This window comes from Janthinobacterium sp. GW460-12-1-14-LB5 (assembly GCF_059423585.1).
In genome coordinates this window covers 1-26,709 of record NZ_JBWKYD010000029.1, presented here as the reverse complement: position 1 = coordinate 26,709, position 26,709 = coordinate 1, and the positions used below count along the sequence as shown (strand labels likewise).

The window sequence follows — 26,709 nt, the reverse complement described above, 5'->3', positions numbered from 1 at the left end:
CCCATCGTGAAATCTCTCTTCCGCCGTTTATCCGACGAGTCGGCCGTCACGGCGATCGAATACGCGCTGCTGGCGGGCCTGATAGCGGCAGTGCTGGTGCTCACGATCACCCTGCTCGGCGACCAGGTCAAGCTGCTGTTTGTCTACGTCAAGGACCAGGTGGTCCTGGCCCTGTCATGAACACCCTGCGCGCCTCGCTGCGCACCCACCGCGCCCTGCTGCTGATCGTGCTGCCGTACGCCGCCGCGGCGGCGCTGCTGGCCGGCAGCCTGCCCAGCGCCTCGGACGCCCTCAACGTGCTGGCCGGCTTCCTCGTGGCCATCCTCACGGGCCCCGTCTTCATCCTGTGCGGCTACACCATCCACGTCATGGTGACGAAACGCCCGCACCGCCTGTGCCACTATCTGTACCACGATCTGCGCCGCTACCTGAGCAACGAGCGCCTGCTGCACGCGCTGCCGGCCATGCTCTTGATCCCCATCTTCGCCTCCAGCTTCACCGTCTTCAAGGCCGCCATCCCGCGCCTGCATCCCTACACCTGGGATGCCAGCCTGTCCGCCTGGGACATGGCGCTGCATGGCGGCATGGCCCCCTGGGAAAGGCTGCAGCCGCTGCTGGGCCACCCGCTGATCACGGGCCTGCTCAACTTCAACTACCACTTCTGGTTCTTCCTGTTTTACGCCATCCTGTACTGGCTCATCCTCGATACGCGCCGCCCGCTGCTGCGCATGCAGTTCCTGCTCAGCTTTGCGCTGACCTGGATCGCCCTCGGCAGCATCCTGGCCGTGCTGTTTGCCTCGGTCGGCCCCTGCTACTACGGCCACCTGCACGCCAGCGACCCGTATGCGCCGCTGATGGCCTACCTGCATGACGCCAACCAGCACGTCCCCGTCTGGGCCCTGCAGGTGCAGGACATGCTGTGGCAGGGTTATCAAAGCAAGGGCGCGAACGGCGAGCTGGGCATCTCCGCCATGCCCAGCATGCATGTGGCCACGTCCGTGCTGATGGCCATGATGGGCTGGAGAGTCAGCCGCGCCGCCGGGATCGCCCTGTCCGCCTTCGCCGTGCTGATCCTGCTCGGCTCCATCCACCTGGGCTGGCACTATGCGCTCGACGGCTATGTGGGCGCGGCCGGCGCGGCGCTGGTATGGCGCCTGGTGGGACGGCTGCTGGGCAGCCAGGCCGCCGCACCCGCCATGCACCTGGCCACGGTGCCCTGCATGAGCAAGGAAGGACTGCCATCATGAACGCCCACCTGCCCATGCTGCTGTGCCTGGCCGTGCTGGCCACCTTGCTCGCCAGCGCCCTGTGGCACGACCTGCGCACGCGCCGCATCCCGAACCGCCTGGTGCTGTGGGGCACGCTGGCGGGACTGATCCTCAACGGCTTCGTGCCATCCGGCGCCGGCCTGTTCGACGCCTCCTTCGGCGGCCTGGGACTGCTGCAGGCGCTGGCCGGCGCCGCCGCCGGACTGGCCCTGCTGCTGCCCATGTACCTGCTGCGCGCCCTGGGCGCCGGCGACGTCAAGCTGATGGCCATGTGCGGCGCCTTCCTCGGCCCCGACGCCGTGCTCGAAGCGGCCCTGCTGACCTTCCTGTGCGGCGGCGTGCTGGCCCTGGCCGCCGCGCTGGCCGGCCAGCGCCTGCACCAGGTGCTGAAAAACACCTATCACATGATGCTGGGCGCGCTGCTGCACAGCCTTGCCGGCGGCGCCGCCACGATCGCCGAACCGCCGCCGGCCACCGGCAAGCTGGCCTACGCCTTCGCCATCGCCAGCGGCACCGGCTTGCAGCTATTCCTGCAATACAACCATCTGTGGAGTCTGCGCTGAAACGCGCCGCCTGCCCGCCACCCCAGGAACTGACCATGGACACCATCGCCACCCTCTGCCACTCGCGCCGCGCCAGCCTGTTCACCAGCATCACCATGGCTTGCCTGTGGGCGCTGTTTGCCAGTGCCCACGTGGTGGGATTCCTGCACAGCGGCGACTGGAGCTATCTGCTGTTCTGCGCCGCCGAAACCCTGGCCGCCCTGTTCTTCATCGTGCGCTCGGCCCCCGTCAGCGTCTCCACCGATGCGGGCGACTGGCTGCTGGCCATCGGCGCCACCTTCGCCCCCTTCCTTCTGTCCCCCGCCGACATGGCCATCTGGCCCGGCGCGCGCTACCTGCTGGCCGTCGGCAGCCTGCTGCAGATCGCCGGCCTGCTGTCGCTGAACCGCAGCTTCGGCCTGGTGGCGGCGCAGCGCGAGATCAAGACGGGCGGCGTGTACCGCGTGATACGCCATCCCCTGTATGCCAGCTACCTGATTTCGCTGAGCGGCTACCTGCTGGCCAATACCTCGCCCGCCAACACCGTCACCTATGTTGCGACGATGAGCATGATGGTGGCGCGTTTGCTGCGCGAAGAACGCTTCCTGTCCACCGACGTGCGCTATCGCGTCTACATGCGGCAGGTGAAGTACCGCCTGCTGCCCTTCATCTTCTGATCACCGGCCACCCGAACGAGGAGTATCCATCATGCCTGACACCTATCCAGAACGCAGCGACGGCGGCGGCGTCGAACCGGCGGCCAAGCGCGCGCCACGCACGGTCGAGGAAACGGGATTGCCCTTCCTGTTCCTGGTCGAACTGCTGGTGAAGATCCTTTTCCTGCGCGGCCAGATCGGCCTGCCCGCACTGTCGACGCATGTGAAACTGGGCGCCGGCGTGCTCGAACCGCTGCTCACCTTCATGCGCGCCGAAAAGCTGTGCGAAGCGCGCCGCAACGGCGGCAGCGGCACCGACGCCGACCTGTATTACCTGCTGGGCGACCAGGGCCGCCTGCGCGCCGCCGAATACATGCGCCGCAATGCCTACAGCGGTCCCGCGCCCGTCACCCTGGCCGATTACAGCAACCAGGTGCTGGCGCAAAGCGTGGCCGACATGCACGTCACGCGCGACGACGTGCAGCGCGAATTCCGCGACGTGGTGGCCAGTTCGTCCGTGCTAGACCAGCTGGGCGCGGCCATGAATTCCGGGCGCGCCCTGTTCTTCCACGGCCCCGCCGGCAGCGGCAAGAGCTACCTGGCCGAGCGCCTGAACGGCTTGCTCAGCGGCGCCATCGCCCTGCCGCATGCCGTGATGGTCGACGGCGAAGTGCTGCCCTTCCTCGACCCCATGCTGCACACCCTGTCAAGCAAAGGCCCCGTGCCATCCGACCCCCGCTGGGTGCGCGCCGAGCGCCCCGCCGTGCTGACGGGCGGCGAGCTGACGCTCGACATGCTGGACCTGCAATTCGACCAGGGCACCCGCTTGTACCAGGCGCCGCCGCACCTGAAGGCCAACAACGGCATCTTCATCATCGATGACCTGGGCCGCCAGCGCTGCTCGCCCGTGGAACTGATGAACCGCTGGATCGTGCCGATGGCGCGGCATATCGACTACCTGTCGCTGCACACGGGGTACAAGTTCCCCGTGCCTTTCGACGTCATCGTCGTGTTCTCGTCGAACCTGGCGCCGCAGCAGCTGGCCGACGACTCCTTCCTGCGCCGCATCGGCTACAAGATCCACGTGGGCCCGTTGAGCGCCTACCACTACCTGGCCGTGTTCCGCAGCACCTGCGCCCAGCTGGGCATCAATTTCGACGAAGCGGCCTACACCTATCTGCTGTACCTGCACAGCCAGTACCAGCGGCCCTTGCTGGCCTGCTATCCGCGCGACATCCTGGCGCAGGTCTGCGACCAGGCGCGCTATGAAGACCACGCGGCGCAGCTGTCTCCGGAAGTGCTGCTGTGGGCATGGAAAAACTATTTCGGCAGCGATGACGACCTTGCAAGCACACATAACGGACCGGCAGCGGTCCAGCACAAAGGGGAAGCAAAATGAGAAACGCACGCGCTCTGACGATGATGGCCATTGCGGTCATCCTGGCGTTCGCCGCGGTCATCGTGGCCGCGCGCTGGATCAATGCCCAAGCCTCGGGCAACATCAACAAGGTGGCCGTGGCCCAGGTCGACATCAGCCTGGGGGCACGCCTGACGCCCGACATGGTGCGCATGGTGGACTGGCCATCGAACGCGCTGCCGCCGGGCGCCATCAACGATCCGAAGCTGCTGGAAACGCGCGTCACGCGCACCAGCATCCAGCACGGCGAACCGATCATGGAAGGCAAGCTGGCGCCTCCCGGCACGCAAGGCGGCCTGTCGGCCGTCGTCGCCGAGGGCAAGCGCGCCATGACCGTGCGCGTCAACGATGTGGTGGGCGTGGCCGGCTTCGCCCTGCCCGGCAACTTCGTCGACATCCTCGTCAACACCCAGGGCGAAGGCGCCCGCAAGACGCCGGACCGCGATCCGAACATTTCCAAGATCGTGCTCGAACGCATACTCGTGCTGGCCATCGCCCAGGAATCGAACCGCGACGACACCAAGCCCAAGGTGGTCAACGCGGTGACCCTGGAGCTGACGCCGGAACAGGCGGAAAAACTCGACCTGGCGCGCAGCGTGGGCACCCTGTCGCTGGTGCTGCGCAACCAGGTCGAGGACAAGCCCGTCAACACGGAAGGCGCCACCAAATCCAGCCTGCTCGATGAAAAAGTCGCCGTGGCAGCACCCGCCGCCATGGTGCAAGCCAAGCCGCTCCCACGCCGCCGTCCTGCCGCCGCACCTGCGCCACAGGCCGGTCCCCGCGTCGATGTCATCAAGGGGCTGGAACGCAGCTCCCAACAATTCTAACCTGCACCAGAGGAGCCTAGCCATGAGTACATATCGCACAGCAAGCGGCATCCGGGGCCTGCGCCTGGCGCTTGCCATCGCCGCCATCGGCGCCCTGGCGCCCCGGGCGCACGCCGAGCCAGTCGCCGCCACGGCCGCTACCGCCGCCGCTGCCGAAGCGGGCGCCGCCAGGAGCAGCCGGGCGGCCGTCCGTCCCAAGTCCACGCCGCCGCAAAGCGAATCGCGCGCCGGCCGCACCGAGATGGCGCCGCAAATGAGCCTGGCCGAAGGCAAGTCGACCCTGATGCGCCTGCCGTTCGCCGCCAGCCGCATGTCCGTCGGCGACCCGCGCATCGCCGACGTCATCCTGCTCAATCCCAACGAGGTGTACCTGCTGGGGCGTTCCGTCGGCACCACCAACCTGATCCTGTGGAACAAGAGCAATGACGCCACCATCATCGACCTGGCCGTCGGCATCGACAGCAGCAGCCTGCAGGCACGCATGGCCGAACTGCTGCCGAACGAAAAAATCCACGTCACGGTGGCAGGCGACACCCTGATCCTGTCGGGCATGGTCAGCGACGCCGTCAAGGCCGACCAGGCCCTGTCGCTGGCCAACGCCTATGTGCAGCGCAGCGCCCGCAGCGGCGCGGCCAGCGCCGGTGCCGCGGCGCCTGCCGCCGGCGCCGCCCCGGCGCCCGCCGCAACGCCGGATGCGGCCATGCCGCGCGTGATCAACCTGCTGTCGATCGCCGCGCCGCAGCAGGTGATGCTGGAAGTGAAGGTGGCCGAAGTGTCGAAGGTGCTGGTCGACCAGCTGGGCGCCAGCCTGGGCATCAACAAGACCATCGGCAGCTGGTCTTATTCGTTCCTGTCCAGCCTGCTCAGCAACAATCCCAGCGGCTTGAGCGGCGCCAGCAAGAACAACTTCTTCAGCCTCGACGCGCAAAAGCGCGATGGCCTGATCAAGGTGCTGGCCGAACCGAACATCATGGCCATCAGCGGCCAGGAGGCGAGCTTCCTGGCCGGCGGCAAAATCTTCATCCCCGTCAGCCAGACCAACAACAACGGCGTGCCCACCATCACGCTGGAAGAGAAGGAGTTCGGCGTGGCCGTGAAATTCACGCCCACCGTGCTCGAAGGGGGACGCATCAATCTGAAGGTGGCGCCGGAAGTGTCGGACCTGAACAAGGACGGCATCGGCATCACCGCCACCGGCATCTCGGCGACGGCCATCCTGCCCTCGTTCACGACGCGGCGCGCCACCACCACGGTGCAGCTATTCGACGGCCAGAGCTTCGCCATCGGCGGCTTGATCAAGAACAATGTGACCAGCAATATCAAGGCCTTGCCGGGCCTGGGCGAAGTGCCCGTGCTGGGCGCCCTGTTCCGCAGCACGGACTTCCAGACGGACCGTTCGGAACTGGTCTTCATCATCACGCCGCACCTGGTCAAGCCGCTGCCGCCCGACTACAAGCTGCCCACCGACGAGTACATCCAGCCGACGCGCGGCGACATGTTCATGCAGGGAAAAATGGAAGGCACTGCGCCCACCCCCGCAGCGCCAGCAGCGCCCATGCAGCCGCAAGCGGCCGCGCCCCAGCCTGCCGCCGGCTTCGACCTCAAATAGGAGAACACCATGAAAACCGTACATTGCCTGCCGGGCGCCGCCCTGTTATGCCTGCTGGCCGGCTGCGCCGCCACCACCACGCCCGTGCTCGATTCCCACTTTGGCGAATCGGTGGCCCTGCTCAAGGCGCAACAGATCATCCACCCGGACGCCTACCGCAATACCAATCCCGTCAGCGGCATCGATGGCAAGGCCGGCGCCAGCGCCTACCAGCGCTATCAGAAATCGTTCAGCGCGCCGGAACCGCAAGTCAATGTCTTCGCCATCGGCGTGGGCGGGCGCCAGTAGGTGCCAGCCCCACGATGAATTCCCCCCAGGCCACCAGGAGACGTCCATGAAAACCGCATTCCGCAGGCACGACAGGCAGCAAGGCGCGATCGCCATCGTGCTGGGACTGACCCTGGTGGTGCTGTTTGCCATGGGCGGCCTGGTGCTGGACCTGGGCCACCTGTACATCGCCAAGAGCGAACTGCAGAACGGCGCCGACAGCGCCGCCCTGGCCGGCGCCGTGGAACTCAATCAAAGCGCCGCCGGCATCGACAATGCGCAGGCCAAGGCCATCGCCATCGCGCAAAAGAACCGCTACGATTTTTCCACCGCACTGACCCTGACGGCTGCCAACATCGAGTTCGGCCCCAGTCCGGACGGTCCCTGGTCATCCGGCGCCAGCGCCCGCACCAGCCCGCAAGGCCAGACCTTCATCCGCGTCGACACGGGCAGCAAGACCTTCGCCACCTACCTGATGGGCATTGCCGGCATCGCCAGTACCAGCACCTCGGGCGTGGCCGTGGCGGGGCGCTTCGTCAACGACGTCACGCCGATCGGCGTATGCGCCGTCGATCCGGCCAACAAGACGGCGCAATACACGTATCCGGCCGCGCCCGCCGGCAGCGGCCTGACGGAGCTGGTGGAATTCGGCTTTCGCCGCGGCGTCACCTACAACCTGTTCGGCCTCAATCCGCTGGGCGGCCCGTCCGATCCCTACCTGATCAACCCCGTCGACGCACCGCCCGGCAGCTGCAGCGCCTCGCATTCGAGCGCCGCCTCCACCGCGCCGTTCATGTGCACGGGCAGCAGCGCCGTCATCACCAGCGGCACGGGCCAGGTCTACACGAACACGGGCATGACGGCCTCGCTGGCCGCCTCGCTCAATTCACGCTTCGACGACTACGGCGGCCCCTCCGTGTGCGACCCCGCAACGGCGCCGCCCGACACCAACATCAAGGAATATCCGTGCGTGGGCGGCGCGTCCCCCTGCGCCGCCACGGCCGCCAACTCGCCGCCCACGGGCTGGATGCAGCCGGGCGCCAGCACCTTGCCCAGCCAGCAGCCGGTCAGCCTGGCCGGCAACAAGCCGAATTACCAGCTGCCATCGGCGGGCAGCGTGCCCGTGCCCTCGGCCACGTTCGCCCAGTTCGCCGGCTACGGCGTGCTGTGGTCCTACGGCCCCGCCTACCAAAGCAATGGCGCCACGCCGGCCAAGGCAGGCACGGCGTATAGCGTCGCGGACGGCAACGCCAACCCCATGTACAGCACGGCCAAGGCAAATTACTTCGACACGGCCAGCTATCCCGTCAGCCCCGGCGCCGGCTTTCCTGCCAGTACGCCGCCTTCGCCGTACAACCAGACCAGCGGCCCCACGTTCCAGGCGCCGTCGGCGGGCCATCCGGGCCAGCGCAACCGGCGCATCCTCAACGTGGTGCTGGTCGATTGCCGCACGGCGCCAGTAGGGCCGGCCTCGTGCGGCAGCATCAACGCGGTGGGTATCGGCAAGTTCTTCATGACGATGAAGGCCGATTTCAGCGGCGGCACCAAGCGCCTCGACGTCGAGTTCGCAGGCCTGATCGAGCCCGTGCCGAATTCCGAAATCAAACTCTACAAGTGAGGCGGCCATGCGCATCCCCCTTTCCCATCCCCGCCAGCGCGGCGGCGCCGCCGTCGAATTCGGCATCGTGCTGGCCCTGCTGGTCACCCTGCTGGCCGGCATCTTCGGCTTCGGCCGCGCCTTCTGGTACTACGACGCGCTGACCAAGGCGACGCGCGACGCGGCGCGCAACATGTCCGTCAAGGCCAAGGCCAGCATCGCCTCGCAGGGCGTGCCTGCCGCCAAACAGACGGTGGCCGACGCGGCCGTCAGCGCCGGCATCAGCGACTTCACCACGGCCAACGTGACGGTCACCTGCCTGGACGCGGCGTTCAACGACAGCAGCTGCACCGATGGCACGGCGCCGGGCGGCATCCGCGTCGAAGTCGTCAACTACACGCTGTCGGTGGGCCAGTACCTGCCCTTCGTGATCGGCGCGGCCAGCAGCTATGCCACGCCGCTCTCGCCGCGCACCACCATGCGCTACATGCTGTAAGGAGAACGCCATGCGCCACCGCCTTCCACTTGCCCCCCGGGCCGGCCGCCAGCGCGGCGCCGCCGCCGTTGAATTCGCCCTGGTGGCGCTGCTGTTTTTCACGCTGCTGTTCGGCATCCTGGAATTCGGCCGCATGCTGTTCCTGTACAACACGGTGCAGGAAGTGAGCCGCCGCGCCGCGCGCGAAGCGGTGGTGCGCTGGATCGACCAGACCGCCGCCATCAAGACCCTGGCCCTGTTCGGCGGCACGGCCCTGCCGGCCGCGCCGGAACTGACGGCCGCGAACATCACCATCAGCTACCTGAACAAGAGCGGCGCCGAAGTGACCTTGCCGCCGACTGACCCGGGCGACAACCTGTCGGCCTGCGGCGACATCACGCGCACGGCCAGCTGCATCGACAGCGTGCGCGTGTCGATCGACAACGTCAGCTATACGCCGATGGTCAGCCTGTTCGGCTTTCTGAATATCGCCGTGCCGGCCTCGGTGGTGGTCATGCACGCCGAAAGCCTGGGCTTCCAGATCAACTGAACGCCTTTACCAGGGAGTACCAAGTGAATATCGTCATCGTCTCGAAGAATGAAGCCCAGCTCAAACGGCTCACCCGTTTGCTGCGCGAACGCAGCGCGGCCGACCGCGTCGCGCTGCTGGCGAGCATACCGGATGTGTTCGACAACGGCGTCACGCCCGACCTGCTGCTGCTGGAGCAGGAGCAGACGGGCGAGGCGGAACTGGAACGGCTGGAGCTGCTGGGCGGGCGCCATCCGAACCTGGCCATCATCGTGCAATGTCCGCAGCAAAGTCCGCAATTCCTGCTGCGCTCGATGCGCGCCGGCGTGCGCGAAGTGCTGCAGCCCGACGACGACGCGGCCCTGTGCGCCGCCCTGCGCCGCATCGAGGACAAGCTGCAGAAGCAGGTCACGCGCAAGGGCCAGGTGCTGGCCTTCGTCTCGTGCAAGGGCGGCAGCGGCGCCACTTTCATCGCCGCCAACCTCGGCTACGCGCTGGCCGCCGGCGAACAGCGCAAGGTGGCGCTGTTCGACCTGAACCTGCAGTTCGGCGATGCCGCCCTGTTCGTCTCGGACCACAAGCCGGCCACCACCCTGTCGCAGCTGTCGCAGCAAATCGTGCGCCTCGACGCCTCGCTGCTGAACGCCAGCATGATCCAGATCACGCCCGCCTACAGCGTGCTGGCCGCCGCCGACGATCCCGCCCACGCGGCCGACATCGAAGCGGACCATATCGACCGTCTGCTGAGCCTGGCGCGCAGCCAATACGACTACATCCTGCTCGACGTCGGACGCGGCCTCGATGCCGTCAGCGTGCGCGCGCTGGACCGGGCCGACCTGATCTTCCCCGTGCTGCAGGCAACCTTGCCGTACGTGCGCGACGGCAAGCGCCTGCTCGACGTGTTCCGCGGCCTCGGCTACCGCGAAGACAAGATCCGCCTGATCCTGAACCGCTATGCCAGCAGCGACAGCATCCGCGTCGCCGACCTGGAAGCAGCGTATGGCAAGCACGTCTACAAGTCCATCCCCAACCACTACGAGGCGGTGGCGGCCTCCGTCAGCCAGGGCGTGCCCATCCTCAAGCTGGCCCCGCACAATCCCGTTTCGCGCGCCCTGCAGGAGCTGGCCGCCAGCCTGGCCGGCGAAACCCCGCCGGCCGCGCAAGGCTGGGTGGCGCGGCTGCTGGCGCGTGCCTGAGGTTCCAACCAGATACCCCCATACACCGGAGACCGACCATGACTGCCGAAAAACTCACCCTGCGGGACCGCCTGGGCTATGCCCAGGATGACGCCAGCCTGAACGACGATGCCGCGCACCAGGGCGCCGCCAGCCAGAGCTACCAGCAACTCAAGCACCGCACGCACCAGGCGCTGCTCGACCGCGTCGACCTGGAGGGCATGCAGCGCCTGTCGCGCGAACAGATCCGCGAAGAGCTGAAAATCCTCGTCAGCGAGGTGCTCACGGAAGACAATGTGGTGATCAACGAGCTGGAACGGCGCTCGCTGATCCGCGACATCCAGGACGAAGTGCTCGGCTTCGGCCCGCTCGAACCGCTGCTGGCCGATCCCGGCGTGTCCGATATTCTCGTCAACACCTACCGCCAGGTGTACGTCGAGCGCCACGGCCGCCTGGAGCTGAGCGACATCTGCTTTACCGACGACGCCCACCTGATGAAGATCATCGACAAGATCGTCTCGCGCGTGGGCCGGCGCATCGACGAATCGAGCCCCATGGTCGATGCGCGCCTGCCCGACGGCTCGCGCGTGAACGCCATCATCCCGCCGCTGGCCATCGACGGCCCCGTGATGTCGATCCGGCGCTTCTCGGCCCAGCCCCTGCGCCTGGCCGACCTGATGCTCAAGCACAGCCTGACGGAGGAAATGAGCACCACCCTGCAGGCGCTGGGCAAGGCCAAGGTCAACATCCTGATCTCGGGCGGCACGGGCAGCGGCAAGACCACCATGCTCAATGCGATTTCCGGCTTCATCAGCACGGCCGAACGCATCGTCACCATCGAGGATGCGGCCGAACTGCAGATGCAGCAGCCGCACGTGGTACGCCTGGAAACGCGGCCGGCGAACATCGAGGGCAAGGGCGAAGTGACGCAGCGGGCGCTGGTGCGCAACGCGCTGCGCATGCGCCCCGACCGCATCATCCTGGGCGAGGTGCGCGGCGCCGAGGCGCTCGACATGCTGGGCGCCATGAACACGGGCCACGAAGGGTCGATGGCCACCATCCACGCGAACACCCCGCGCGACGCGCTGACGCGGCTGGAAAACATGATCAGCATGGCCTCGGCGGGCCTGCCCGTGAAGGCCATGCGCCAGCAGATCAGTTCCGCCATCAGCGTGGTGGTGCAGGTGGCGCGCCTGACGGACGGCAAGCGCAAGATCATTTCGATCCAGGAAATCACGGGCATGGAGGGCGAGATGATCACCATGCAGGAAATCTTCACATTCCGCCAGACGGGCATCGGCGAGGATGGCACGGTGCAGGGACATTTCCATGCCAGCGGCGTGCGGCCGCATTTCCTGGAACGCCTGCGCGCCTTCGGCATCAGCCTGCCGGAAACCCTGTTCGATCCCGCCCGCCAGTACCATTAAGGGGAGCATCATGGACTATCTCTATTACGTATTCGCCATCCTCACCTTCATCGCCGTGGTGCTGCTGATCGAGGGAGTGTACCTGGCGTGGAACACCTCGCGCGGCCCGGAAGCGGAAAGGGTCGCGCGCCGCCTGCGCATCATGTCGGCCGGCGCGCATGGCGACACGGGCAGCTCGATGATCAAGAAGCGCCTGCTGAGCGACACCCCGGCCCTGCAGCGCGTGCTGCTCAGCGTGCCCCGCGTGCATGCGCTTGACCGCCTGCTGGAACAGTCGGGCCTGAGCTGGAGCGTGGCCAGCTTCGCCGGCGTGATGCTGGCCACGGCCGGCGCCGCGTTTCTGTTGCTCAGCTACTTCAGCGTGCCGTGGATGCTGCGCCTGCCGCTGGTGGCCGGCGCGGCCCTGCTGCCGCTGCTGGTGGTCTTGCGCGCCAAGGCCAAGCGCCTGCAGCGCATCGAGCAGCAATTGCCCGATGCGCTGGACCTGATGGCGCGCGCCCTGCGCGCCGGCCACGCCTTTCCCACGGCCCTGAAAATGGTCGGCGATGAAATGAACGCGCCGCTGGCCGTGGAATTTCGCGCCACCTTCGATGAAGTCAATTTCGGCATCGCCATGCAGGACGCGCTGATGAACCTGGCCACGCGCGTGCCCAGCACGGACTTGCGCTATTTCGTCATCGCCGTGCTGATCCAGCGCGAAACGGGCGGCAACCTGGCCGAACTGCTCGACAGCATCAGCCGCATCATCCGCGAACGCATCAAGCTGCTGGGACAGGTGCGCGTGCTGTCGGCCGAAGGCAGGCTGTCGGCCTGGATCTTGTCGCTGCTGCCCTTCGGCGCGGCGGCCATGATCCACCTGACCAATCCGCAATTCCTGGAAATGCTGTTCGTCGACCCGGGCGGACGCAAGATGCTCGCCGGCGCCCTGGTGATGATGGCGTGCGGCGTCCTGGTCATGCGCAATATCATCCGCATCCGCGTCTGAGCCCGCAAGGAGAACTCTCATGAATCCCGTGCATATCGCCTTTCTCGCCCTGCTCTTCATTGCCGTCTTCGGCACCGTGCTGGTGGCCATGCGCAGCTTTGCGCCCGATCCCTTGCGCCAGCGCATGGACAACGCCACCGGCAAGAGCGCGGCGGCGCCTGGCGCATCATCCGCGCCCAGCCCGTGGCTGGCGCGCATGGTGCGCCTGAGCGGCCCCCTGGCCAAACTGTCGCTGCCCGACCAGGGCTGGGAAGGCTCCGTGATGCGCCGGCGCTTCATGAATGCCGGCCTGCGCCAGGCATCGGCGCCCATCCTGTTCTTTTCCGCCAAGACCATGCTGGCCATCGGCCTGCCCCTGCTGCTGTTCCTGGGGCTGAGCGCGTCGGGCAGCCAGATGGCAGGCAAGGCACTGCTGTTCTGGCTGCTGATCGTGGCCGCCATCGGCTACTACCTGCCCAATATTGTGCTGGCACAAATGATCAAGCGGCGCCAGCGCGACATCTTCGAAAGCTTTCCCGACGCGCTGGACTTGATGACGGTATGCGTGGAAGCGGGCCTGGCCATGGATGCGGCGCTGGCCAGGGTGGCGGCCGAAATCTCGCTGAAAAGCAAGGTGCTGGCCGAGGAATTGCACCTGGTAATGCTGGAACTGCGCGCCGGCAACACCAAGGAGCGGGCGCTGCGCAACCTGGCCCTGCGCACGGGCGTCGAGGATGTCGACGCGCTGGTGGCCATGCTGATCCAGGCCGAGCGCTTCGGCACCAGCATCGCCGCCTCGCTGCGCGTGCAGTCGGACCAGCTGCGCACCAAGCGCCGCCAGATGGCCGAGGAAGAAGCGGCGAAGATCGCCCTCAAGCTGTTGTTTCCTTTGATCTTTTTCATCTTCCCGTCGCTGCTGGTCGTCCTGATGGGACCAGCCTTCCTGCAAATCTACCGCGTGCTCCTGCCCAGCATGGGCGGCGGCAACTGACCGGAGAACCGCCATGTCACAGCACACCACCCTGATGCTCATGCTCGCCTGCGCCGGCCTGCTGCCCGCCTGCGGCCACCTGCCCGGTCCGGCCAGCCAGCACAGCCAAGACAATCACGCTGCGCCGCCCCAGGCGCGCACCGAAGACAGCGCCGCAGCGCGCAGCGCCGCCTTCTGCAAGCTGGGCAAGCGCATGCAGGAACTGGGCGACCCGCGCGCGGCGCAGGCCGCCTACCGCGAAGCGCTGCTGCTTGAGCCCGGCTCGTCCGATGCGCGCAATGGCGCCGCCGTGCTGCACGCGCAGCTGGGCCAGCTGGACACGGCCCGCGCCATGCTGCAGGCGCTGGCGCAAGAGGCGCCCACGGCCAGGGCGTACAACAACCTCGGCTATGTGCTGTACCTGCAGGGAGAGTATGCCCAGGCGGCGGCCGTGCTGCGCCAGTCGCTGCAGCTCGACAATGGCCAGCAGCCGGCACGCGCCAATCTGGATCTCACCATCGCGGCGCTGGCGCGCAGTGTCAGCACGGTCGATGCCGTCGATGCCACCGCGGAGGCCATCGCGCCCGACCTGGCGCCGGCGCCCAAGCCGGCGGCACCGGCCAGCCGCTTGCAGCTGACGCAATTGCAGCCGAATATCTTTGCGCTGAGCTGGCGCGATGCTCCCGTGGCGCCACGCGCCGCCGTGCCCGTTCCCGTGAAGCTGGCAGCGCCGCTGGCGCCGGCGGCCCCCCTGCCACGGCTGGAAGTCATCAACGGCAATGGCGAAACGGGCATGGCGGCGCGCATGCGCGGCATGCTCGGTGGCATGGGCATCAGCGTGCTGCGGCTGGGCAACCAGCGGCCGTACGGCGTCCAGGCCAGCAGCATCGTCTACCGCCCCGGCCATGCGCAGGCGGCCGCCGCCCTGGCCCTGGCCTTGGGCGGCATGCCGCAACTGCAGGCGGCGGACGGTGGCGGCATCGGCGCGGGCGCCGACCTGCGTTTATTGCTGGGCAAGGATGCGGCGGCCAGCCTGCGCGCGCCGGACGTGCGCCTGGCATCGAACGCGCAGTAACGGCGGCGTCAGCGCGGCAGCAGGCGGCGGTCGGCAGGATTGATCAGGAAGCCTTGCAGGATATCTTGCAGCTGCGGCAGCTGCGCCACGTAGGCGGGAATGCCCAGCTGGCGCGCGCCGAAGTAGTGGGCGATGATGTCGCCCTGCTGTTCCATGTTGAAATCGGACAGGATGCCGCCCGCCTGCGCGTCGTAGCGGTAGGCCCGTTGCCGGATGTAGCCGCCGCACAGCGCCAGCAGCACGCCATGCAGCAGCACGCCGTAGCCGAGCTGGTACTGCCACACGTGCACCATCTCGTGGATGAAGAACAGCTTGCCGCTGTTGCCTTCGCGGGAAAAGTCGTCGCGGTACTGGGCCGGCATGAAGTGCAGGCTGCCGCGCGGCGTCATGGCCGTGTTCTGGTCCTGCAGGCCGAACGGTAGAAAGGAGCCGCGCACGACGCGCACGCGCGCGTAGTCGATGGCGCCCTGGAAGACGCTGCGGGCCATGGCGGTTTCGCCGATGGTGAGGGGGCGGCGCAGTACGCGCATGGCACTCCGTCAAAAGAAAGAAGCAGCAGGCATGCAAGCTTGCCGCTCCGGTGCCGCTTACGCGGATCGTAAACCGCTGGCAGCTTTCGCGATTTCCGTGATGCGGTCCCAGTTGCCGGCCGCAATCGCGTCTTTCGGCGTCAGCCACGAGCCGCCCACGCAGGCGACGTTCTTGCACGCCAAAAACTGCGACGCCGTCTCTTGCGAGATGCCGCCCGTCGGGCAGAACGTGATGTCCGGCAACGGGCCATAGATGGCGTTGAGCATGCCGATGCCGCCCGCCGGTACGGCCGGGAACAGTTTCAGCTGCTGGAAGCCGTTTTCACGCGCCGCCATCACTTCGCCTGGCGTCATCACGCCTGGCAGCAAAGGCAGGCCGCTGCTTTTCGCCGCCGCCACCAGGGCCGACGTCAGGCCCGGCGAAACGCCGAAGACGGCGCCCGCATCGCGTGCCTGGGCAAATTCCTCGGGACGGGTCAAGGTGCCGACGCCGACGATGGCGCCTGGCACTTCCGACATGGCGCGGATCGCTTCCAGGCCATGCCTGGTGCGCAGGGTTACTTCCAGCACGCGGATACCGCCCGCCACCAGCGCGCGCGCCAGCGGTACGGCGTGGTCAGGGTCGTCGATCGCAATCACGGGGATCACGCTCGAGGTGCGCATAATTTCCAGTAGTGTCATGGTCATCTCTTATTTCCTAGCCAAAAAGTCTTCATCGGAACCCGGTACGGTATCACCGACATTGTCGGCGTCGTGCAAGGCGACGGTGGTGGGAATCGGCGACGGCAGGCCGAAGGTGGTAGCACCCTCTTCCGCCGCGCTGACGGTGGAACGGAACATGGAAAACAGCTCGCGGCCCATGCCGACGTGGTTCGGCGACAGGTCGGCCGTGACCAGCGCACGCGCGTGCCAGACGTCGGCCGGCACCAGCGCCTCCAGTACGCCCGTAAAGGCGTCGAGGCGGATGATGTCGCCGTCGCGCACGAGGCCCAGCGGGCCGCCGGCGAGGATTTCAGGCGAGACGTGGATGGCGGCCGGCACCTTGCCCGACGCGCCCGACATGCGGCCATCGGTGACCAGCGCCACGTGGCGGCCCGCATCCTGCAGGTTGGCCAGCGCGGGCGTCAGCGCATGCAGTTCGGGCATGCCGTTGGCGCGCGGGCCCTGGAAGCGCAGCACGGCGACGAAGTCGCGGTCCAGCGTGCCGGCCTTGTAGGCGGCCATGAAGTCTTCCTGCGAATTGAATACCAGCGCCGGCGCTTCAACCGTGCGGTGCTGCGGCTTGACGGCCGAGACCTTCATCACGGCGCGGCCCAGGTTGCCCGCCACCAGAACCATGCCGCCGTCCGGCGCGAACGGGTTCGAGGCGGGGCGCAGCACGTTTTCGTCGGCGCTGGCGGCCGGTGCATCTTTCCAGAAGACCTTGCCGTCTTCGCCGAGGAACGGCTCCATGCAGTGTGCGCGCAAGCCGTGGCCCAGGATGGTGTTGACGTCTTCGTGCAGCAAGCCCGCGTCCAGCAGTTCGCGGATCAGATAACCGGTGCCGCCGGCCGCGTGGAAATGGTTCACGTCAGCGTCGCCGTTCGGGTAGATGCGCGTGAGCATCGGCACGATGGCAGACAGTTCATTGAAATCGTTCCAGTCGATGACGATGCCGGCCGCCTTGGCGATCGCGACCAGGTGCAGGGTGTGGTTGGTCGAACCGCCCGTGGCCAGCAAGCCCACGACGGCGTTGACGATACATTTCTCGTCGACGATATGTCCAACTGGCAAGTAATTGGCGCTTTGCGCCGTGATGACGGCGGCGCGCTGGGCGGCGGCCCTGGTCAGCGCATCGCGCAGCGGCGTGTTCGGCGTGATGAAGGCGGCGCCCGGCAAGTGCAGGCCCATCACTTCCATCAGCATCTGGTTGCTGTTGGCCGTACCATAAAAAGTACAGGTGCCGGCGCCGTGGTAGGCTTTCGATTCGCCTTCGAGCAAATCTTCGCGCGTGGCCTTGCCTTGCGCATATAACTGGCGCACCTTGGCTTTTTCCTGGTTCGACAGGCCCGACGTCATCGGACCGGCCGGCACGAAGACGGCTGGCAAGTGGCCGAAGTGCAACGCACCGATCAGCAGGCCCGGCACGATCTTGTCGCACACGCCCAGGTACAGGGCGGCGTCGAACATATTGTGCGACAGCGCCACGGCCGTCGACATGGCGATGGTGTCGCGCGAGAACAGCGACAATTCCATGCCCGGCTGGCCCTGCGTCACGCCATCGCACATGGCGGGCACGCCGCCGGCGAACTGGGCGACGGCGCCCACTTCGCGCACGGCTTGCTTGATGATCTGCGGGAAGCCTTCGAAGGGCTGGTGCGCCGACAGCATGTCGTTGTACGACGAGACGATGGCGACGGACGGCTTCTTGTATTCCTTCAGCGACAGCTTGTCGTTGGCGGGAAAAGCGGCAAAGCCGTGCGCCAGGTTGGTGCACGACAGGGCGCCGCGCTGCACGCCCTGGATGCGGGCCGCATCCAGATGCGCCAGGTAGGCGCCGCGCGATGGCCGGCTGCGCGCGATGATGCGCGCTGTTACGGATTCGACTACTGGATGCAGCGCCATATGGATTTCCTTAAAAATGAGTATTTCGTGAAATTTTACTACAAAATACTGAAGAAGACGCACTCTTGCATGGGCAAACAACACAAATAAGCCACGGATTGCGGCATATCAAAGCAAATCCATGAAATATCGCGTACCAGCACCTGCCGACACATCCCTTATGTATCACTGGTGCAATCGCTAAAAAAAGCACAACAAAATCGGCTTGACATCACAAACTGTAGTGAAATTACGTTTTTCTGATGTATTATTCTCACACCAACGCCGGAACCGCTGTTCGCCACGACGAACGCGCCGCGCTCCTTTCAACCGAGACAAGCACCCAAGCCGACCGCCATGCGCCAGCCAGCACCTACTCCTGCCATCACCGCCACCGCCAGTTTCCAGTCCCTGCAAGCGCATGGCGCCAGCCTGCGCGAAGTGCATCTGCGCCAGCTGTTCGCCGCCGACCCCGCGCGTTTCTCGACGATGACGGTCGATGCGGCCGGCCTGCTGCTCGATTACTCGAAGAACCGGGTCGACGCCACCGCCATGGCGCTGCTGATGGACCTGGCGCGCGAGCGCGGCGTGGAAGCGCAGCGCGAAGCGATGTTCACCGGCGAGAAAATCAATCTTACCGAACATCGGGCCGTTCTGCATACGGCCTTGCGCGCGCCACGCGGCACGAAACTGGTGGTCGATGGCCAGGATATCGATGCCGACGTGCAAGATGTGCTGCAACGCGTCAAGGCGTTTACGGACAAGGTGCGCAATGGCAGCTGGCTCGGCTACACGGGCAAGCCGATTTGCGACATCGTCAACATCGGCATCGGCGGCTCGGACCTGGGACCGAAGATGGCTTGCCTGGCGCTGCGCTCCTACGCCAACCCGGGCCTGGAAATGCACTTTGTTTCCAACGTCGACGGCCACGACATGGAAGCGACCCTGTCCAAGGTCGATCCGGAAACCACCCTGTTCATCGTGGCCTCGAAAACCTTTGTTACCGCTGAAACCATGCTCAACGCCAACACGGCGCGCGCCTGGTTCCTGCTGGAAGGCGAAGAGAAGGATCTGGCGCAACACTTTGTGGCCGTGTCGACCAACACGCAAGCCATCGTCGACTTCGGCATTGCGCCGGAAAACATGTTCCCGTTCTGGGACTGGGTCGGCGGCCGTTACTCCGTCTGGTCGTCGATCGGCCTGGCCGTGGCGCTGTCCGTGGGCTTTGAATACTTCAGCGATTTCCTGGCCGGCGCGCATGCGATGGACCAGCACTTCCGCCAGGCCCCGCTGGAAGACAACATGCCCGTGGTGCTGGCCATGGTCGGCTTCTGGAACCGCCAGTTCCTCGATTGCGGCTCCGTTTCCATCGCGCCCTACCACCAGGACTTGAGCCGCTTTGCCGCCTATCTGCAACAGCTGGACATGGAAAGCAACGGCAAACGCGTCACCAAGGATGGCGTGCCCGTCGACGTACCGACCGGCCCCGTCATCTGGGGCGATTGCGGCACGAATGCCCAGCACGCATATTTCCAGCTGCTGCACCAGGGCACGGACATCACGCCCATCGACTTTATTGCCGCCCTGCGCGCCACGCACGACTTGCCCGGCCACCACGACGCCCTGCTCGCGAACTGCTTCGCCCAGTCGGAAGCCTTCATGACGGGCAAGACGGCCGAGGAAGTGCGCCTTGACTTGCAGGCGCAGGGCTTGCCGGAAAGCGAAATCGAAGCGCTGGTGCCGCACAAGACTTTCCCTGGCAACCGCCCCAGCAACACCATTTTGATGGACCAGCTGACCCCGACCACCCTGGGCGCCCTGATCGCGCTGTACGAGCACAAGACCTTCGTGCAGGGCGTCTTGTGGAACGTCAACAGTTTCGACCAGTGGGGCGTAGAACTGGGCAAGGTGCTGGCCAAGAAAATCCAGGCCGAATTGACGGGCGAAGCCCGTCCCGACCACCACGACAGCTCGACCAATGGCTTGATTGCCCTGGCTAAAGCAGCAAAAGCAGCATACTAAAAAGAGATAGATGAATATTTACGAAATCAAAGTAGTCAGCGACAAGCCCATGCAAGTGGGCGAATGCCCGCTCTGGCATGGCAAGGAAGCGGCCCTGTACTGGGTCGACATCGATGGCCGTGCCGTGCACCGCTTGCACCCGGCCAGCGGCAAGCATGAACAGTGGAGCATGCCGACGGAACCGTCGGCGCTGGCCATCAATGCCGGCGGCGGCCTGATCGTCGCCCTGCGCAGCGGCTTTGCCCACCTGGACACGAAGACGGGCAGCCTGGCGGAAATCGCCCCGGCGCCGTTCGACATGGCCACCACGCGCTTCAACGATGGCAAGGTCGATCCGGCTGGCCGCTTCTGGGTCGGCACGATATTCGAGCCGCGCAGCGCCGATGCGGCGGAAATGTTCGTACTGGAAAAGGGACAAGTGCGCAAGGTCTGGTCGGGCGGCATGACGGTGTCGAACGGCCTGGGCTTCAGTCCCGACGGGCATACCATGTACCACGCGGATACCACCACGCACCGCATCGACCGCTTCGACTTCGACGCGGCCACGGGTGCCATTTCCGCACCGCAACCGTTCCAGCGCTTTTCCATGGACAAGAAAGCGTTTGATTACGGCGGACGCCCCGATGGCGCGGCCGTCGACAGCGAAGGCAATTACTGGTCGGCCATGTTTGAAGGCGGCAAGATCTTGCGCTTCGCCCCCGATGGCCATCTGCTTGGCGAAATTACCGTGCCCGTGCGCTGCCCCACCATGGTGACCTTTGGCGGCCCCGACCTGCGCACCCTGTACATCACCAGCGCCAGCCACAACAGGTCAGACGCAGAAGTCGCCGATTACCCGCTGACGGGCCACGTGCTGTCCGTGCGCGTGGACGTGGCGGGCCAGCCGGAAACGGCTTACCAGGCGTAATCGTTTGCCAACATGAAAAAGCGCCGAACCCTCGCGGGTGCCGGCGCTTTTTAACATGCGGCGTGCAGACTAGCGGGCCAGCACCTTGCGGATGGTTTCCGCCAATTCAGCCGCTACAAACTTGGCCACATAACCGTCGGCGCCCACGCCCTTGACGTGGTCTTCGTTGGTCGAGCCCGTCAGTGACGAGTGGATCACCACGGGGATGTTGGAGAAGCGGCCGTCGTTCTTGATGTTGCGCGTCAAGGTAAAACCATCCATTTCCGGCATTTCCAGGTCGGTCAGTACCAGCGCGACCTTGTCTTTCGCCGTCTTGCCTTCCGTGGCCGCCTGGGCCGAGATCGCTTGCAGGCGCTCCCACGCTTCCTTGCCCGTCTTGGTCATGATGAAAGGCACGCCCATCGCTTCGAGGCCCTTTTCGATCAGCGAGCGGGCCAGCGAGGAGTCGTCGGCCGCGAGGATCACGGCGCCGGCCGGCAAGCGCACTTGCGGGCCGATACTGTTTTCGTCCACGTCCGGGTCGCCCGACGGCAGCACGTTGCGCAGGATTTGTTCTACGTCAAGCACTTGCGCCAGGCGCGTCTTGTCCGTGTCGCCATCAAGGCGGGCGATGCTGGTGACGAGGCCGCCGCCGACGCTCGATTCGGCCGACAGCACCTGGTTCCATTCGAGGCGCACGATTTCATCGACCTCTTCCACGGCAAACGCCTGTGTCGAGCGAGCAAATTCAGTCACCATCAGGATCTTCAAGCCGCTGCTCTTGCAACCAACCGCCATCGGCAAGTCGATCACGGGCACGATCTGGCCGCGGATATTGACCACGCCCAGCATGTGCGGGTGCGACCCGGCTACCGCCGTGATGGCCGGCATTTCCATGATTTCACGGACTTTGAACACGTTGATGCCGAACAGTTCGCGGCTGGTCGAGTGATCACTGGTGCCCAGCTTGAACAGGAACAGCTCGAATTTGTTATTGCCTGTCAGGCTGGTGCGTTCATCGACATCTTGCTGCATTGAATTCATTGTGTCCCCTTGAGCCGTCTTGTAAAGTTAAGTCTGCCTACCCCTGATGCTGCGGGCAGTGCGGACTGCACGTCGCATGGACGTCGGATGGCGGGTTCGGGGCATGGCCGGCGCTGCGGTGCAGTGTATATCGTACAACTTCGTACAACCAATAGTTGCTATCGATTCGAGCTTGAATTATACGTTTTTTTACTTTCCTCAAAGCTACTTTACGCTGCCAACGGCAATCCTGACAGCATTTCTTGATTTGCTTGTTGCTACAGCGCAAATGATGACGGAGAGAACTGGAAATTTCCCTGGCAACCATGGTTGCTTTGCAAAGCCGACAACAAGCATGGCGCTGCGCCATCGCCGGCGAACGGCATATAATGGCCATGCCGATATCACTGGCATGCATACCGGGCAAAATGGCGACGGCAGCGGCAGGGATGTAGTAAAATTTCTTGCAATTGCCTGTTCCGCGTAGTAAATTTACACTACCGATTATAGTAGCGACAGACTGGCACTTCCGGTCGGCTTCCTCCCCGCTCCGGCCCTTTTACTTTTGCGACGACACTCACTTATGGCACTTACCGATTTTGACCTGGTCCTGTTTGGCGGCAGCGGCGATTTAGCAATGCGCAAGTTGTTGCCTGCAATGTATGCGCGCGACGTCGCGAACGATTTGCCGCCGACGGCGCGCATCATCTGTGTGGGCCGCCAGGACAGCGGCCAGGATGCCTTCCTGAAGATGGTGGAGACCAATTCGCGCCCGCACATCAAGGCCAGCACCCTGAACGCTGCCACCTGGAGCAAATTCTGCGCGCGCATCGTGTACGTGTCGCTCAACGCCAGCGATGCGGCCACGTACGCGCCGCTGGTCGAAGCGCTGCGCGGCGATGCCGACCTGACGCGCGTGTACTACCTGGCCACGCCGCCGCACCTGTTCGCCTTGATCTGCGACAACCTCGAAGACAACGGCTTGGTCACGCCGAATTCGCGCGTGGTGCTGGAAAAGCCGCTGGGCCGCGACCTGGCCAGCGCCAAGCAGATCAATGCCGAAGTGGGCAAGGTTTTCCAGGAATCGCAGATCTACCGTATCGACCATTACCTGGGCAAGGAAACCGTGCAGAACTTGCTGGCCCTGCGCTTCGGCAACATCCTGTTCGAACCGCTGTGGCGCCGCGAATGGATTTCCGACGTGCAGATCACCATCGCTGAAAAGCTGGGTGTGGGCAACCGCATGGGTTACTACGACACCTCGGGCGCGCTGCGCGACATGCTGCAAAACCACTTGCTGCAGTTGCTGTGCATCGTCGCCATGGAACCGCCGACCTCGATCGCGCCGGACGCCGTACGCGATGAAAAGCTGCAAGTGCTGCGCTCGCTGAAAAAATTCACGCCGACCACCCTGGCGCAAAACATCGTGCGCGGCCAGTACCGCGCCGGCCACGTTGACGGCGCCACCGTGCCGAGCTACCGCGACGAGCCCGATGCGCCGGAACATTCGCGCACCGAAACCTTCGTCGCGCTGAAGGCGGAAATCGATACCTGGCGCTGGGCCGGCGTGCCGTTCTACCTGCGCACGGGCAAGCGCATGGCCGACAGCCTGGCCGAGATCGTCGTGCGCTTCAAGCAGATTCCGCATTCGATCTTCAACCAGCCGACGTCCAGCTTCCAGCCGAACTGCCTGGTGATCCGTTTGCAGCCGGACGAAGGCTTGCGCATGAATTTGATGGCGAAAACCCCGGGCGACGGCATGCGCTTGAAACCGGCGGAGCTGGAACTCGATTTCCGCGAATCGTTCAAGACCCCGCGCATGGACGCCTACGAGCGATTGCTGCTCGACGTCCTGCGCGGCCAGCTGACCCTGTTCATGCGCGGCGACGAGCTGGAAGCGGCCTGGGAATGGGTCGAGCCGATTCTCGACAACTGGGAGCAGAACGACAGTGCGCCGATTCCGTACACGGCCGGCACCTGGGGCCCTGCGGCCGCCAGCGCCCTGATCGGCCGCGACGGCTTGCAGTGGCGTGAAGAGGCCTTGCCAGAGGACTAAAGCCGTTAAGATTTGGCTTAACCCTGAACGGCAAAATACTGGGGTCGGACCCTGAGGGTTCGGCCCCGGAACTTTGCTTTTGGGGTGAAAAGGACGCAAACTTACGGCATTACTGCCAGAAGATTAATCAATGCTACTCGATTCCATCCGCACCCAGCTCGATTCGCTCTCCAAGTCGGAGAAAAAGGTCGCGCTGGCCGTGCTTGACCAGCCCAACCAGACGGTCAGCCAGAACATCACGGCGCTGGCGAAAAGCGCGCAGGTGTCGGAACCGACCGTGGTGCGCTTCTGCCGCACCCTGGGCTATGACGGCTGGCATGAATTCAAGCTGAAACTGGCACAGGGCCTGGCCCTGGCCATGCCGGGCGCGAACGAGCAGCCGGCGCAGGACGACCTGGCGGCCGACCTGGTAAATAAAATCTGCAGCCGCTCGATCAACACCCTGCTCGACCTGCGCAACAACCTGAACCCGGAAGCGATCCAGCGCGCACTCGACATCCTGTCGCGCGCCAGCAAGATCGAATTCTATGGCCAGGGCACCTCGGGCATCGTGGCGGCCGACGCGCAGCACAAATTCTTCCGCTCGGGCGTGCCGACGGTGGCCTACAGCGACCCGAACATCCACAGCATCGCCGCCGCCCTGCTGCGCGGCGGCGACTGCCTGGTGGCCATCTCGCAGCGCGGCAACAGCCCCGCCCTGGTCCGCTCCGTGAAACTGGCGCGCCGCGGCGGCGCCGACGTCGTCGTGCTGGCCCCATCGGGCACGCCGCTGGCCGACCTGGCCACCGTGCTGATCCCGATCGACCTGGTCTTCAACACCGACCCCTACACGCCCATTTCGGCCCGCCTGGCCTACCTGGTCGTGATCGACGTGCTGGCAGTGGGCCTGGCCCTGCAGCGCGGGCCTGAATTCCGCAAGAAGATGCAAAATGCGCAGAAGGCGCTGCAGGAATTCGACATGCAGTTCGATTCCTTCATCGGCTGATCCTCCATCGGCGCCAGCCTCGCTGGTGCCGCTCCTTATCCGAACGTCTCCATTTCCCATCCTTGATCTCACATGCGGAACCGGTACCCGCGGCAGCCTTTGCATCGCAAGATCGGTCCACCATCCGTGTCTAAGAATTGGGATCCCTTGGTTTCCCATGGTGACGTATCGGATGAGTTTTGCTACCTCCTCCTGCATTGGACACAACCACTCTCACCTCGTCGTTGGGGAAAAAGTGCATATAGATATCTCCCGGCTCATCGTATTTTTCCACTTCCACCATTTTTTCTTTCACAACATCGGTATGCCCTTCAGGCATATTCCACCGCACCAGGACCATCATTCCCGGATACCACACACGAGGAATGGATGCACAACAAACCTCGGCTCCTCCCGCTCCCCATCTGGCCATATTGGCGCCTCCCGCCCCATCCACCGATGCGGAATAAATATACTTCCCCGTATGGTTCACAATACCCACCTGCGCCGTCGCGGTAGACCTTGGACCGGCTTCCTCCACCTGCCTGGCCTGGAACGTACAACCGCTCAGCAGCAAGGCAGTGCCAAGATAAATAAACCATTTCATCATTTTTCCTTTTATAAAAGCAGTTCGATTGCATCATCGGCTGATCTCCCTTCGGCACCAGCCTTGCCGAGCGGCGCAGCCGGTTTGCCCATCAGTCATTCCCTATGCGGCTTGCGGGGAATGCCATAGAAAGGATTTTCAATTTCTTGTCTGCAAAACTGCCCTTGGGGAAGGCGCGAGGCATGCAATTTCACCTCGGCGGCAGCAAGCGGCGCCGCCGTCTTGAATGTTCCCAGCCGCGCCTGAACCGTACCATCGGCAAGAAAGTGCAAGAGCACGCTAGTCGGGCGATCGGGACCAGTCGCGGGAAGAATGTCGACAATGGCCTGGCACCAGCGGCTGCCAGGAGAACCTTGTCTGGAAGTACGTTCATCATAAGAAATACTGGATTGACCATCGTGGTAGCGCATATCGAATACCACGCTCCACACCACCCGCACCCTCAGCGGCTTGTCGACCGGCCGATCCCAGCTTAAACAGCAATTGCCACTGCTGAAGGCAACTTTTTCGCCATTATCCAATCTCCCCTCGCTTGCGTCGCGAAAAAAAACGGAGCCGCCGCTGGGCGCATCATCGATATTGAAGGGGAGCGAGATTTCCTTGAACGCGATGGAATACAGGTCGTATGGCGTGTAGTTATAGGAAGTGGTCGTAAAAGTTTGCTCACTTAACTCTTTTTGCAATCGCTCCTCCTTCTCCCTGGCATTGCAGGCAGCCAGAATGAACAGGGACAATATGATAAGAATGATTTTTTTCATATCTGGATAGCGATCATTTTCCGGAAACAGAAAATTCTTCAAATAAAATTTAATGCCGAGAAAGCTAGCCAAGGAAGTAGCAGCCATGTCGGGATCGAATGAAAAGCTCGGCAATACGACTCAAGAATATGGGACGACTGGCACGTAGAAGGTTCAATAAAAGAAACGATGAAAAATAGAAAATTTATCAATTTCCCTATCAAGGAAAACTGGCAGGTTTTCCAGCATGAAGAATAGGATGAGTTTTTCCACGCCCTCCAGCATTTGACACAACTACTCTCACCTCGCCATTCTCAAAAAAATGCATATAGATATCTCCCGGCTCATCGTATTTTTCCACTTCCAGCATTTTTTCTTTGACAATATGCGTATGTTCTTCCGGCATATCCCATCGCACCAGTACCATCATTCCCGGATACCACACTCGCGGAATGGATGTGCAGCAAATATTGGCAAGCCCCGCCCCCCACCTAGCCATATTC

The 26,709-nt window shown here is 64.4% G+C and carries 28 protein-coding genes; 21 read left to right on the top strand and 7 right to left on the bottom strand.

Annotation, left to right across the window (positions count from 1 at the left end):
- Nucleotides 1-6 precede the first annotated feature (6 nt).
- Genes AC07X6_RS24415 through AC07X6_RS24340 form a run of 16 tightly spaced genes read left to right on the top strand, consistent with a single transcriptional unit; the run spans nucleotide 7 to nucleotide 14,798 of the window.
- On the top strand, nucleotides 7-180 hold the full coding sequence (locus tag AC07X6_RS24415) for a Flp family type IVb pilin (RefSeq protein ID WP_230541202.1): 174 nt from the start codon (nucleotides 7-9) through the stop codon (nucleotides 178-180).
- Nucleotides 177-1,247: a phosphatase PAP2 family protein gene (locus tag AC07X6_RS24410; RefSeq protein WP_494792664.1), complete on the top strand. Its 1,071-nt coding sequence runs from the start codon at nucleotides 177-179 to the stop codon at nucleotides 1,245-1,247. The genes AC07X6_RS24415 and AC07X6_RS24410 overlap by 4 nt, the downstream gene beginning before the upstream one ends.
- A complete protein-coding gene (locus tag AC07X6_RS24405; protein WP_494792663.1) occupies nucleotides 1,244-1,831 on the top strand; it encodes an A24 family peptidase in 588 nt (195 codons plus the stop codon). The genes AC07X6_RS24410 and AC07X6_RS24405 overlap by 4 nt, the downstream gene beginning before the upstream one ends.
- A gap of 35 nt (nucleotides 1,832-1,866) precedes the next feature.
- Nucleotides 1,867-2,487 carry a methyltransferase family protein gene (locus tag AC07X6_RS24400; protein WP_230541205.1) on the top strand — a complete coding sequence of 207 codons (621 nt, stop codon included), beginning with the start codon at nucleotides 1,867-1,869 and terminating at the stop codon, nucleotides 2,485-2,487.
- A gap of 31 nt (nucleotides 2,488-2,518) precedes the next feature.
- Nucleotides 2,519-3,865 carry a DUF8689 domain-containing protein gene (locus AC07X6_RS24395; RefSeq protein ID WP_494792662.1) on the top strand — a complete coding sequence of 449 codons (1,347 nt, stop codon included), beginning with the start codon at nucleotides 2,519-2,521 and terminating at the stop codon, nucleotides 3,863-3,865.
- Nucleotides 3,862-4,710 carry a Flp pilus assembly protein CpaB gene (gene cpaB, locus AC07X6_RS24390; protein WP_152259249.1) on the top strand — a complete coding sequence of 283 codons (849 nt, stop codon included), beginning with the start codon at nucleotides 3,862-3,864 and terminating at the stop codon, nucleotides 4,708-4,710. The genes AC07X6_RS24395 and cpaB overlap by 4 nt, the downstream gene beginning before the upstream one ends.
- 22 nt (nucleotides 4,711-4,732) lie before the next feature.
- Nucleotides 4,733-6,319 carry a type II and III secretion system protein family protein gene (locus AC07X6_RS24385; protein WP_494792661.1) on the top strand — a complete coding sequence of 529 codons (1,587 nt, stop codon included), beginning with the start codon at nucleotides 4,733-4,735 and terminating at the stop codon, nucleotides 6,317-6,319.
- Between the two features lie 9 nt (nucleotides 6,320-6,328).
- Nucleotides 6,329-6,607: a pilus assembly protein gene (locus AC07X6_RS24380; RefSeq protein WP_494792660.1), complete on the top strand. Its 279-nt coding sequence runs from the start codon at nucleotides 6,329-6,331 to the stop codon at nucleotides 6,605-6,607.
- A 46-nt stretch (nucleotides 6,608-6,653) separates the two neighbouring features.
- The gene (locus tag AC07X6_RS24375; protein WP_494792659.1) at nucleotides 6,654-8,204 is read left to right on the top strand and encodes a pilus assembly protein TadG-related protein; all 1,551 of its coding nucleotides are present in this window, start codon (nucleotides 6,654-6,656) and stop codon (nucleotides 8,202-8,204) included.
- Nucleotides 8,205-8,211: 7 nt separating this feature from the next.
- Complete coding sequence (locus tag AC07X6_RS24370) at nucleotides 8,212-8,679, top strand: TadE/TadG family type IV pilus assembly protein (RefSeq protein WP_494792658.1); 468 nt, start codon at nucleotides 8,212-8,214, stop codon at nucleotides 8,677-8,679.
- Between the two features lie 10 nt (nucleotides 8,680-8,689).
- Nucleotides 8,690-9,208, top strand: a complete 519-nt coding sequence (locus AC07X6_RS24365; protein WP_494792657.1) for a TadE/TadG family type IV pilus assembly protein — start codon at nucleotides 8,690-8,692, stop codon at nucleotides 9,206-9,208.
- A gap of 23 nt (nucleotides 9,209-9,231) precedes the next feature.
- Nucleotides 9,232-10,383, top strand: a complete 1,152-nt coding sequence (locus AC07X6_RS24360; protein WP_230541211.1) for a CpaE/TadZ family protein — start codon at nucleotides 9,232-9,234, stop codon at nucleotides 10,381-10,383.
- A gap of 38 nt (nucleotides 10,384-10,421) precedes the next feature.
- A complete protein-coding gene (locus AC07X6_RS24355; protein ID WP_230541212.1) occupies nucleotides 10,422-11,789 on the top strand; it encodes a TadA family conjugal transfer-associated ATPase in 1,368 nt (455 codons plus the stop codon).
- A gap of 10 nt (nucleotides 11,790-11,799) precedes the next feature.
- A complete protein-coding gene (locus AC07X6_RS24350; protein ID WP_230541213.1) occupies nucleotides 11,800-12,774 on the top strand; it encodes a type II secretion system F family protein in 975 nt (324 codons plus the stop codon).
- Nucleotides 12,775-12,793: 19 nt separating this feature from the next.
- Nucleotides 12,794-13,744, top strand: a complete 951-nt coding sequence (locus tag AC07X6_RS24345) for a type II secretion system F family protein (protein ID WP_494792656.1) — start codon at nucleotides 12,794-12,796, stop codon at nucleotides 13,742-13,744.
- A gap of 13 nt (nucleotides 13,745-13,757) precedes the next feature.
- Entirely contained in the window at nucleotides 13,758-14,798 is a 1,041-nt protein-coding gene (locus AC07X6_RS24340) for a LytR C-terminal domain-containing protein (RefSeq protein WP_494792655.1), read from the top strand.
- Between the two features lie 8 nt (nucleotides 14,799-14,806).
- On the opposite strand, the gene AC07X6_RS24335 is transcribed toward AC07X6_RS24340, so the two are convergent.
- The 3 genes from AC07X6_RS24335 to edd are packed head-to-tail and all read right to left on the bottom strand — an operon-like array spanning nucleotide 14,807 to nucleotide 17,932.
- A complete protein-coding gene (locus AC07X6_RS24335; protein ID WP_494792654.1) occupies nucleotides 14,807-15,328 on the bottom strand; it encodes a Rhs element Vgr protein in 522 nt (173 codons plus the stop codon).
- A gap of 57 nt (nucleotides 15,329-15,385) precedes the next feature.
- Nucleotides 15,386-16,015 (bottom strand): bifunctional 4-hydroxy-2-oxoglutarate aldolase/2-dehydro-3-deoxy-phosphogluconate aldolase, encoded by a 630-nt coding sequence (eda, locus tag AC07X6_RS24330; RefSeq protein WP_494792653.1) that lies wholly within the window; start codon nucleotides 16,013-16,015, stop codon nucleotides 15,386-15,388.
- Between the two features lie 3 nt (nucleotides 16,016-16,018).
- The gene (gene edd, locus AC07X6_RS24325) at nucleotides 16,019-17,932 is read right to left on the bottom strand and encodes a phosphogluconate dehydratase (RefSeq protein ID WP_494792652.1); all 1,914 of its coding nucleotides are present in this window, start codon (nucleotides 17,930-17,932) and stop codon (nucleotides 16,019-16,021) included.
- A gap of 336 nt (nucleotides 17,933-18,268) precedes the next feature.
- Between edd and pgi the strand changes: the two genes are divergently transcribed.
- Both pgi and AC07X6_RS24315 read left to right on the top strand, forming a co-directional pair.
- Nucleotides 18,269-19,933, top strand: coding sequence for a glucose-6-phosphate isomerase (gene pgi / locus AC07X6_RS24320; protein WP_230541219.1), 1,665 nt, complete (start codon nucleotides 18,269-18,271; stop codon nucleotides 19,931-19,933).
- Between the two features lie 10 nt (nucleotides 19,934-19,943).
- Complete coding sequence (locus tag AC07X6_RS24315; RefSeq protein WP_494792651.1) at nucleotides 19,944-20,840, top strand: SMP-30/gluconolactonase/LRE family protein; 897 nt, start codon at nucleotides 19,944-19,946, stop codon at nucleotides 20,838-20,840.
- Between the two features lie 69 nt (nucleotides 20,841-20,909).
- Here the strand turns inward: AC07X6_RS24315 and AC07X6_RS24310 are convergent, their stop codons facing one another.
- Nucleotides 20,910-21,863, bottom strand: coding sequence for a chemotaxis protein (locus tag AC07X6_RS24310; protein ID WP_219136035.1), 954 nt, complete (start codon nucleotides 21,861-21,863; stop codon nucleotides 20,910-20,912).
- 172 nt (nucleotides 21,864-22,035) lie between these two features.
- On the opposite strand from AC07X6_RS24310, the gene AC07X6_RS24305 reads away from it, so the two are divergent.
- The 3 genes from AC07X6_RS24305 to AC07X6_RS24295 all read left to right on the top strand — a co-directional run bounded on the left by AC07X6_RS24305 (nucleotide 22,036) and on the right by AC07X6_RS24295 (nucleotide 24,883).
- Nucleotides 22,036-22,329 (top strand): hypothetical protein, encoded by a 294-nt coding sequence (locus AC07X6_RS24305; protein ID WP_494792650.1) that lies wholly within the window; start codon nucleotides 22,036-22,038, stop codon nucleotides 22,327-22,329.
- Between the two features lie 96 nt (nucleotides 22,330-22,425).
- Entirely contained in the window at nucleotides 22,426-23,898 is a 1,473-nt protein-coding gene (gene zwf, locus AC07X6_RS24300) for a glucose-6-phosphate dehydrogenase (RefSeq protein WP_034750861.1), read from the top strand.
- 130 nt (nucleotides 23,899-24,028) lie between these two features.
- On the top strand, nucleotides 24,029-24,883 hold the full coding sequence (locus AC07X6_RS24295; RefSeq protein WP_034750862.1) for an SIS domain-containing protein: 855 nt from the start codon (nucleotides 24,029-24,031) through the stop codon (nucleotides 24,881-24,883).
- A 130-nt stretch (nucleotides 24,884-25,013) separates the two neighbouring features.
- Here AC07X6_RS24295 and AC07X6_RS24290 read toward each other — a convergent pair whose 3' ends face one another.
- From AC07X6_RS24290 to AC07X6_RS24280, 3 genes are all read right to left on the bottom strand, one after another.
- Entirely contained in the window at nucleotides 25,014-25,469 is a 456-nt protein-coding gene (locus AC07X6_RS24290; protein ID WP_494792649.1) for a DUF3304 domain-containing protein, read from the bottom strand.
- Nucleotides 25,470-25,564: 95 nt separating this feature from the next.
- On the bottom strand, nucleotides 25,565-26,314 hold the full coding sequence (locus AC07X6_RS24285; RefSeq protein ID WP_494792648.1) for a lipoprotein: 750 nt from the start codon (nucleotides 26,312-26,314) through the stop codon (nucleotides 25,565-25,567).
- A 112-nt stretch (nucleotides 26,315-26,426) separates the two neighbouring features.
- On the bottom strand, nucleotides 26,427-26,709 hold a 283-nt coding region (locus AC07X6_RS24280; RefSeq protein WP_494792647.1), incomplete at its 5' end, for a DUF3304 domain-containing protein.

Excerpts from the sequence above, each read along its gene's own strand:
- AC07X6_RS24410 (WP_494792664.1), top strand. The coding sequence starts at position 177 with ATGAACACCCTGCGCGCCTCGCTGCGCACCCACCGCGCCCTGCTGCTG.
- AC07X6_RS24405 (WP_494792663.1), top strand. The coding sequence starts at position 1,244 with ATGAACGCCCACCTGCCCATGCTGCTGTGCCTGGCCGTGCTGGCCACC.
- AC07X6_RS24400 (WP_230541205.1), top strand. The coding sequence starts at position 1,867 with ATGGACACCATCGCCACCCTCTGCCACTCGCGCCGCGCCAGCCTGTTC.
- AC07X6_RS24395 (WP_494792662.1), top strand. The coding sequence starts at position 2,519 with ATGCCTGACACCTATCCAGAACGCAGCGACGGCGGCGGCGTCGAACCG.
- cpaB (WP_152259249.1), top strand. The coding sequence starts at position 3,862 with ATGAGAAACGCACGCGCTCTGACGATGATGGCCATTGCGGTCATCCTG.
- AC07X6_RS24385 (WP_494792661.1), top strand. The coding sequence starts at position 4,733 with ATGAGTACATATCGCACAGCAAGCGGCATCCGGGGCCTGCGCCTGGCG.
- AC07X6_RS24380 (WP_494792660.1), top strand. The coding sequence starts at position 6,329 with ATGAAAACCGTACATTGCCTGCCGGGCGCCGCCCTGTTATGCCTGCTG.
- AC07X6_RS24375 (WP_494792659.1), top strand. The coding sequence starts at position 6,654 with ATGAAAACCGCATTCCGCAGGCACGACAGGCAGCAAGGCGCGATCGCC.
- AC07X6_RS24370 (WP_494792658.1), top strand. The coding sequence starts at position 8,212 with ATGCGCATCCCCCTTTCCCATCCCCGCCAGCGCGGCGGCGCCGCCGTC.
- AC07X6_RS24365 (WP_494792657.1), top strand. The coding sequence starts at position 8,690 with ATGCGCCACCGCCTTCCACTTGCCCCCCGGGCCGGCCGCCAGCGCGGC.
- AC07X6_RS24355 (WP_230541212.1), top strand. The coding sequence starts at position 10,422 with ATGACTGCCGAAAAACTCACCCTGCGGGACCGCCTGGGCTATGCCCAG.
- AC07X6_RS24350 (WP_230541213.1), top strand. The coding sequence starts at position 11,800 with ATGGACTATCTCTATTACGTATTCGCCATCCTCACCTTCATCGCCGTG.
- AC07X6_RS24345 (WP_494792656.1), top strand. The coding sequence starts at position 12,794 with ATGAATCCCGTGCATATCGCCTTTCTCGCCCTGCTCTTCATTGCCGTC.
- AC07X6_RS24340 (WP_494792655.1), top strand. The coding sequence starts at position 13,758 with ATGTCACAGCACACCACCCTGATGCTCATGCTCGCCTGCGCCGGCCTG.
- AC07X6_RS24335 (WP_494792654.1), bottom strand. The coding sequence starts at position 15,328 with ATGCGCGTACTGCGCCGCCCCCTCACCATCGGCGAAACCGCCATGGCC.
- eda (WP_494792653.1), bottom strand. The coding sequence starts at position 16,015 with ATGACCATGACACTACTGGAAATTATGCGCACCTCGAGCGTGATCCCC.
- edd (WP_494792652.1), bottom strand. The coding sequence starts at position 17,932 with ATGGCGCTGCATCCAGTAGTCGAATCCGTAACAGCGCGCATCATCGCG.
- pgi (WP_230541219.1), top strand. The coding sequence starts at position 18,269 with ATGCGCCAGCCAGCACCTACTCCTGCCATCACCGCCACCGCCAGTTTC.
- AC07X6_RS24315 (WP_494792651.1), top strand. The coding sequence starts at position 19,944 with ATGAATATTTACGAAATCAAAGTAGTCAGCGACAAGCCCATGCAAGTG.
- AC07X6_RS24310 (WP_219136035.1), bottom strand. The coding sequence starts at position 21,863 with ATGAATTCAATGCAGCAAGATGTCGATGAACGCACCAGCCTGACAGGC.
- zwf (WP_034750861.1), top strand. The coding sequence starts at position 22,426 with ATGGCACTTACCGATTTTGACCTGGTCCTGTTTGGCGGCAGCGGCGAT.
- AC07X6_RS24295 (WP_034750862.1), top strand. The coding sequence starts at position 24,029 with ATGCTACTCGATTCCATCCGCACCCAGCTCGATTCGCTCTCCAAGTCG.
- AC07X6_RS24290 (WP_494792649.1), bottom strand. The coding sequence starts at position 25,469 with ATGAAATGGTTTATTTATCTTGGCACTGCCTTGCTGCTGAGCGGTTGT.
- AC07X6_RS24285 (WP_494792648.1), bottom strand. The coding sequence starts at position 26,314 with ATGGCTGCTACTTCCTTGGCTAGCTTTCTCGGCATTAAATTTTATTTG.